Annotated in this window: 7 protein-coding genes; 1 reads left to right on the top strand and 6 read right to left on the bottom strand. The window is 64.0% G+C overall.

What is annotated here, in order from left to right; translation table 11 throughout:
• Window positions 1-20: 20 nt before the first annotated feature.
• On the top strand, window positions 21-248 hold the full coding sequence (locus OLX02_RS12370; protein WP_264423253.1) for a hypothetical protein: 228 nt from the start codon (window positions 21-23) through the stop codon (window positions 246-248).
• Window positions 249-345: 97 nt separating this feature from the next.
• On the opposite strand, the gene OLX02_RS12375 is transcribed toward OLX02_RS12370, so the two are convergent.
• The 6 genes from OLX02_RS12375 to OLX02_RS12400 all read right to left on the bottom strand — a co-directional run.
• Complete coding sequence (locus OLX02_RS12375) at window positions 346-2,487, bottom strand: PQQ-binding-like beta-propeller repeat protein (protein ID WP_413630227.1); 2,142 nt, start codon at window positions 2,485-2,487, stop codon at window positions 346-348.
• Between the two features lie 60 nt (window positions 2,488-2,547).
• Window positions 2,548-3,087 carry a nuclear transport factor 2 family protein gene (locus OLX02_RS12380; RefSeq protein ID WP_264423257.1) on the bottom strand — a complete coding sequence of 180 codons (540 nt, stop codon included), beginning with the start codon at window positions 3,085-3,087 and terminating at the stop codon, window positions 2,548-2,550.
• Between the two features lie 21 nt (window positions 3,088-3,108).
• Window positions 3,109-4,083 (bottom strand): acyl-CoA dehydrogenase family protein, encoded by a 975-nt coding sequence (locus OLX02_RS12385; protein WP_264423259.1) that lies wholly within the window; start codon window positions 4,081-4,083, stop codon window positions 3,109-3,111.
• Window positions 4,080-5,234, bottom strand: a complete 1,155-nt coding sequence (locus tag OLX02_RS12390) for an acyl-CoA dehydrogenase family protein (RefSeq protein WP_264423261.1) — start codon at window positions 5,232-5,234, stop codon at window positions 4,080-4,082. Before OLX02_RS12390 ends, OLX02_RS12385 begins: the two co-directional genes overlap by 4 nt.
• Before the next feature lie 92 nt (window positions 5,235-5,326).
• The gene (locus OLX02_RS12395; RefSeq protein WP_264423262.1) at window positions 5,327-6,238 is read right to left on the bottom strand and encodes a DUF2889 domain-containing protein; all 912 of its coding nucleotides are present in this window, start codon (window positions 6,236-6,238) and stop codon (window positions 5,327-5,329) included.
• A 185-nt stretch (window positions 6,239-6,423) separates the two neighbouring features.
• On the bottom strand, window positions 6,424-6,791 hold a 368-nt coding region (locus OLX02_RS12400), incomplete at its 5' end, for an acyl-CoA dehydrogenase family protein (RefSeq protein ID WP_264423264.1).

Consider the following 6,791-nt stretch of genomic DNA (forward strand, 5'->3'; position numbering starts at 1 on the left):
CGCGCCAGTTCTGCGCGACGATGGGTCTTCCCCTGCCTTCGCCGGAAAGTATCGAAACATCGGCGCAAGCCCGGGCATGGTGCGCCACGCAACGCCGCCTGCAGATCGAAGCGCAGACAGGCGAAGACCTGTCTGACAAGACGCACTCCTATTTCCTCGACATGGCCAAGTGCTTTGTCTTCCCCATCCACCATCCCTGGTGGGGCGAGGCACTGACCTGGTGGTATCGCTTATTGGTCCGAGCTTGACCGTGGCGGCCACTTTGCCGCGATGGAACAGCCCGCTTTGTTCGTGAACGAAATGCGCGCCTGTTTCGGACTGCTGCGCTGACCGCGGTCCGCCCAGTTACCGGGCGGACGGTTCGGGCAGGGCGAAGACCATCAGCGTCTTGCCGCCGATGGAACTCGGAAACTCCGGCGTGAGCGGGGCAAGAAACAGGTCGGTTGGCGATCCGCCGCCCGAAACCACGGCCACGTACTGCTTGTCATCCACCATGTAGGTGATGGGATACGCATTGGGCGTGGCCTCAAGACGGGTCTGCCACAGGCTTTGCCCGCTTGCCGCATCCAGCGCGCGGAACCATCGATCGCGCCCCCCCTCGAACAGCACGCCGCCAGCCGTGGCGAGAACCGCGCTCGATTGCGGGGCGCGATAAGGGTTGGCCCAGACGACCTTGCGCGCCTTGACATCGAAGGCTGCCACCCGGCCGAAGTTGCCGTCCGAATTCGGCGCCACGCGCCGTTCCTGCGTGAATTCGCCAAAACCGCGAACATTGGGCGAGTTGGCCGCCAGGCCCAGCGACATGCAACTGTTGGGCGTCATCGGCAGATACAACAAACCGCGCGAGGGATCGTAAGCCGTGGAGGGCCAGTTGCGCACCCCCAGCGTGCTGGGACAGATCAGCTTGAGCTTGTCGTATTCCGGCACCACCGAAGGATCGTTGGTCTTGCGGCCGGTGCGCGGGTCGATGGCCTTCACCAATGTCTGGAAGCCAAGGTCGTACGACCACAGGTATTGCCCGGTGCGGGCATCCAGCGCGTCGATGATCCCGGTCTTGCCCACCGTCAACACCGCCTTGCGCGGCCCCTTGGGCGTATCGAGCATCACGACGGTACGCTCGAAGGCCCAGTCCAGATCCCACACGTCTCCGTTGGTGTGCTGGTAATGCCAGACAAGCTTGCCCGTTTTCGGATCAATGGCGAGCGTGCTGTCGGTGAACAGCGCATCGCGCGATCCCTTGGCTGCGCCCGGCCCCTTCTTCAACAACGGCGAAACGATGTACGTCTGCCCGGTGCCGAAAAAGACGAGGCCCAGTTCCGCGTCATAGCTGCCGGTGACCCACACCGATCCGCCAAACCGCTGGTCCGGACCGGCTCCGTTCCAGCTGTCGCCTCCCGGCGTGCCGGGCTGCGCGATCGTGTGAAACCGCCATGCTTCCTTGCCGGTGACGGCATCCAGCGCGACGATGAAGCATCCCCCCGCATAGCCTGCGCCCTGACACCCGGCCACGCCCTGAATGATCTTGTCGCCGGCAATGAGAGGCGAGGCCGTCAGCTGAAGCTCGCCACTCGCATCGATGACATGGTCCCACACGACCTTGCCCGTACGGGCGTCGAGGGCAATCATATGGTTGTCGATGGTTGGCACATACAGCGTGGTGCCATGCAGCGCCATGCCACGCGGCTGGCTCAACGGCACCCGCTTGGTCGTGGCCGGGCGCACATAGCTCCAGATCCGGTCACCGTCGCGCGCATCAAGGGCCTGCACGGTGCCATTGCTGTTGATGAACATGACTCCGTCACGCACCAGCGGCACGACGCCGTTCGTACCGGTCCCCAGCGCCAGGCTCCACGCCAGACCAAGATGTCCCACGTTGCTCCGGTCGATCTGGGCAAGGGGGCTGAAGCCATGCGTCGATGAAGTGCGGCGCCATGCCAGCCAGTCCTGGGCTGGCGGATTGGCCAGGTCTGCATCGCTGACGGGTGTCAGGCCTCGGGCAAGCGCGGCAAGACGGTCGCGGCTGGCGCGGGTGGTGGCATCTTCTTCCGCCTTGACCGGGCCGAAGCCGGCCATTTCCCCCTGATCTGGCGAGCCTCCCGCGGCGATGGGAGCACTGCTGTTCAGCCCCGGTGCCGCTTCTGACGGCAGACCGTTTGCGGCGCGAATGTAATCGCTGATCGCGGTAGAGGTCGCATCGTCCAGGCTGCCCGGATCGTTGAGCGGCATGTTGGCGCGCACGTAATCGCGGAATGCTCCAGGTAACGCGTTTTTCCATCGCGCGACGAAATCCGGCCCTTTGAGTGCGGGGCCGGTGTTGGGACCTACCGCGCCTCCCAGTTCGGGCCCGTGGCACCCGGCGCATCGGGTTGCATAGGCTTGCTGTACGGCGGACGGCTCGGATGCCGGTGCGCCGAAGGCCGAAAGCGCGCCAGCCATACCCCCCACAAGCGCGGCACCAGTCAGCCCGAAACCTCGAATGGCAGCCATTATTGTTATTCCCCGTCCCGCAATTCGGCGCGGTTTTCCCCGCTTGCCGTCATCCTGAAATCAGTCTTGTGCCGAAAGATCGCGGCGTGGCCGATGGAGGCGCAGCGGCCGAGCATAGGAGATGTCCGACTTGTCCTGGGAACCGCTCAGAAAAATCGACGCGTCTACTTTGCCGCCTGCGGGCAGTTCCCCGGTCCACTCCACCAGACAGGCCCTGTCGGCCACAGCCCAGCATCCTTCGCGTTTATCGAACCGGTCGACATAACGGCCGCCAACCAGATCGACCGTCCCATCCGGGCGCTGCAGCGTTGCGAGAAAATAAGTCTCGCCATGCGCCGTATCGCCATCGAGGTCGATCGTCTGGTTGGTCACATAGTGCTGGTGTTGCACCCAGTTCCGGGCGTGTACATCATTGGCGTAACGCACGAAGCCGGGCGGGTCGCCAATGAACGTGCCGTGATCGTCGGTGGCGTCCGAATGATAGGCCGCCAGTGCCAGTTCAACGTCGTGCCGGTCTATCCCGCGCGTATATCGCAATGACGCTTCGCGGATCGCATCCTTGTCGATCAGTCGCTGTAAAGCATGCATGTCAGGATACATCGGGATCGCCTTCCAGTGGCTTCAGACGTCTTCGTCCATGAGGTGAAGCCGCAGGAAATCCGCGGTGGTCTGGCAATCGGCGGTCACCCGCGCGCGGCCAAGTTCAACCGCCCAATACCGTTCCGAACCGAACGCGACCTGCCCTTGCTTGACCCGACGGCTGAACAGCTGGAGGTCGAATTCCGCCGTCGCGCCGATCGCGCCGTGGACGGCATGGGCGATGTTGCAGACAAGCCGCGCCGCCTCGTTGGCCCGACACTTGGCCGCAGCCACGCGGATCGGCTCGAAGTGCGTCGAACGCAGGGCCGTGCGGGCGGCAACCTGTGCCGAGATCACCTGCTCGGCCATGACCGCCAGCTGCTGCTGGATCGCCTGAAACTTGCCCAGAGAACGACCGAACTGCTGGCGTTCCCCTGCATAATTCAAGGTCATGTCCAGCATTCGCGCCATTGCGCCGACCATCTGCCCCGACGTAAGAGCCGCTGCCGCCAGCAGGAGATCCCCAGGCGTTCCGGCAAAGGCGCCCAGTTCACGCCCCGGATTGAGCGTAAGCGCCCCACCGGCGCGGAATACGTCATTGCTCCCGGACGTAACCTCAACCACGCGGATCATGTCGCGATCAGCGACCAGCGCGTGGGTGGCGACCTCCGCGAAAGGCAGGATAGCCGAACGAGGCGCCAACACGACAGCCGCATCGTCGGGCAGCGAGATTCCATGCGGGGCCAGCCAGGCGCGTGCCAGCATGGTCTCGGCAAAAGGCACGGGCGTGGCATGTTCTCCCAACGCGAGCACCAGCGGGAAGACCTGCGCCAGCGAAAGTCCGGCGCCCCCGTACTCTTCGCCCACCAGCGCATCAAGAAAACCGGTTTCGGCCAGTTCCGGCCAGATCGGAGCCAGAGCCGGCGAGTCTTCGAATGCACGGATGCGTTCAGAAGTCACCACGTCGCCCAGAACGCGGCGGAAGGTTTCGGTCAGGATATTGTCGTCGTCGCTCATCGCAGGCCCAGTCCTCTTGCGATCATGCCCCGCAGGATCTCGCGCGTTCCGCCGCGTAGCGAGAATACATGGTTTAGCTGCATCAGGTACGCCAGCGTCCGCATCAGTTCGGGATCGGGCGTACGGTCAAGCCGGGCGCCAAGCGCATCGGCGATATCCGCAGGAATGGCCTGCTCCACCTCGGTGCCCATGTCCTTGAACAAGGCCGCCTCGGTGACGGGCGATTTGCCCTGCACCAGCAATCCCGTCATCGCGATCGACATGTTGCGCAGCGGCGCCAGACGCGAGACCAGCAGACCCAGACGTTCAAGGTCGCCGGCGTCATGATCGTCCTTCAGCGAACGCGACCACAAGTCGAGCAGAACAAGGCTGGAATAGATCCGCTCCGGCCCGCTGCGCTCGAAGGCGAGTTCGGCGTTGACTTGCGCCCAGCCATTGCCCTCGGTTCCGACCAGGGCGTCCTCGGGCAGGATCACGTCCTCGAAAAACACTTCGTTGAAGTCGGTGTCCCCGGTGCCAAGCTTGATCGGGTTGACCGTGACACCCGGAAGTGAAAGGTCGATGAGAAATTGCGAAAGCCCGGCCTGCCGGTCTTCTGAGGTGCCCGACGTGCGGACCAGCGCGATCATGTAGTGCGACTTGTGGGCGTACGTCGTCCAGATCTTCTGGCCGTTGACCTTCCAGCCCCCGTCCACTTTTTCGGCACGAGTACGCACGCTGGCGAGGTCGGAACCGGAATTGGGTTCGCTCATGCCGATGCAGAAGAACAACTCGCCCCTGCAAATGCGCGGCAGGAAGAACTCGCGCTGCGCCTCGGTGCCATAGTGCAGCAGCAGCGGCGCGCTCTGCCGGTCACCGATCCAGTGCGCGGCCACCGGCGCACCGGCTGCCAAGAGCTCCTCCACCAGCACGAAGCGCGAGAACGCGTCCAGTCCGGCTCCGCCATATTCCTTGGGCATGGTCAGCCCGACCCAGCCCTGCGCCGCCAGGGCGCGGCTGAAATCAGCATCAAAGCCTGCCCAAGTGCGGGCGCGGCGGTGGGGCGGCATATGCATCAGCTGCTGGGCGATGAAGGCTTTAACCTGCGGGCGCAGCGCCTCGGCCTCCTCAGGAATCCGCACGGGCGGAAAGCTGTCCACGTTGATGGTCAAGATCGATCTCTTTTTAATTTATGCGCCAGGAAACCGGACGATAGCAGCAAGGATTTTTCCGTCCGTGCAACCAGACTGGCCTGCGGGGCATTTCATGAGCGCCCCGCGATGGCGGCAAGATCGTCCAGCGCGGCAACGTCCTGAAACGTACGGAGCATGTCGTTCAGGTGCGTACATCCGGCGGGACCGCGCAATATTTGCGGAATCAGCGTGCGCAAGTCGGTAATCCGCAGGCCTACGAGCTTGCCGGCCGTATCGGGCGCGGCAAGGCAGGTGCGGTAGGGGAGGACCATCGGCTTTACCGAGATGTCGCGCAGCACCATTCCTTCGGGATCGATCGCGGCCGATACGGTATATTCGTGAAAAATAAGCCTTTCGTCCGCGCGGTCGGGCATGGCTGCGCTGTCCTGGAACCAGGCATCTACGTGCACCATGCCGTCCTCGCGCCATACGTCGGTGCGGCGCAGTCGCCAGTGGTTCGGACCGCCGTCGCGGGGGAATGCGTGCCAGGCATCGGGATCATCGACCGGGAACGGCAAGCGGCCGGGCGTTTGCGTGATGATGTCGTTGTTCATGCTGCCATCCGGCAGAACCGATTCCGCGCCGGCGGCAAAGCCGATGCAGATCCCTTCCACGTGGCGCGCGCTGGCAACGGGCTGGCCGGTCATGGCGTCATAGGCTTCTCCACCACCGGGAATCCAGGTGTGCCAAGCCGATATCGCCAGGAAGGCAGAGCCAGCCAGATCGTCCAGAAGGCGGTAGAGCAGTGTCTCCGCCGCCATTTCGTTCGGCAGGTTCTCCTCGACAAAGCGGCGCAATTCACCGCCGGGCCGAAGTCCTTCGGTACGCTCGAGCAGTTCCGCGTGACGACCTGCCTGCATCCGGCCGATCCGGCGATCGGGGCTGAGGATCAGGCGCAGCCAGTCATCGCCCAAGACGATCGCGTTGTTCGTCGCCGACGTGCAGTCATCTTCGCTTGCTCGGGTGTAAAGGTCCCGTGCCATGCCACTCATGACATGGGGGCCCTTCATCCCCTCCGGCCAATGCGACAGGGTCGATGAAGTGCGACGAACCGAACCTGGCTTGCGCGGTGGAGGCGGCCCCATCGTGGCGTTCACATCCGCCATCCAGCGCTTTTTCGGCACTTGCGCCATATCCGGCCCCACTCCTCTACCGCTGGTGCGATTCCTCATGTTTTCAGGAAGATGTTAGCGGCGATGTTGTCGCGGATTTTGTCTGGGTTTTGTGTGATGGTCTGGCTGGCGAGTGCGCGTTTGAGGAAGAGGTGGCAGTCGTATTCCCAGGTGAAGCCGACGCCGCCGAACATCTGTACGGCGTCCTCTGCGGTGGCGGCATAGGCGTCTGCGGCGAGAAGGCGGGCCTGGGCGGCGAGGGTTTGCCAGTCCTTGCCGGCCGGCTGGTCCTTATCCTGTACGCTGGTGCGACCGGCGTAGGCGGCCGTGGCGTGGCGGGTGAGCGCGTGGGCGACTTCGAGGTGGACCTTGTGGTCGGCGGCGCGATGCTTGAGCGCCTGGAAGGCGCCGACCGGCTGGCCGA

It is taken from the genome of Novosphingobium sp. KCTC 2891, from assembly GCF_025938155.1.
In the GTDB taxonomy this organism is placed as follows: domain Bacteria; phylum Pseudomonadota; class Alphaproteobacteria; order Sphingomonadales; family Sphingomonadaceae; genus Novosphingobium.

Coding starts and splice junctions, on each gene's coding strand:
- OLX02_RS12395 (WP_264423262.1), bottom strand. CDS start 6,238: ATGGCACGGGACCTTTACACCCGAGCAAGCGAAGATGACTGCACGTCG.
- OLX02_RS12370 (WP_264423253.1), top strand. CDS start 21: ATGGGTCTTCCCCTGCCTTCGCCGGAAAGTATCGAAACATCGGCGCAA.
- OLX02_RS12380 (WP_264423257.1), bottom strand. CDS start 3,087: ATGTATCCTGACATGCATGCTTTACAGCGACTGATCGACAAGGATGCG.
- OLX02_RS12375 (WP_413630227.1), bottom strand. CDS start 2,487: ATGGCTGCCATTCGAGGTTTCGGGCTGACTGGTGCCGCGCTTGTGGGG.
- OLX02_RS12385 (WP_264423259.1), bottom strand. CDS start 4,083: ATGAGCGACGACGACAATATCCTGACCGAAACCTTCCGCCGCGTTCTG.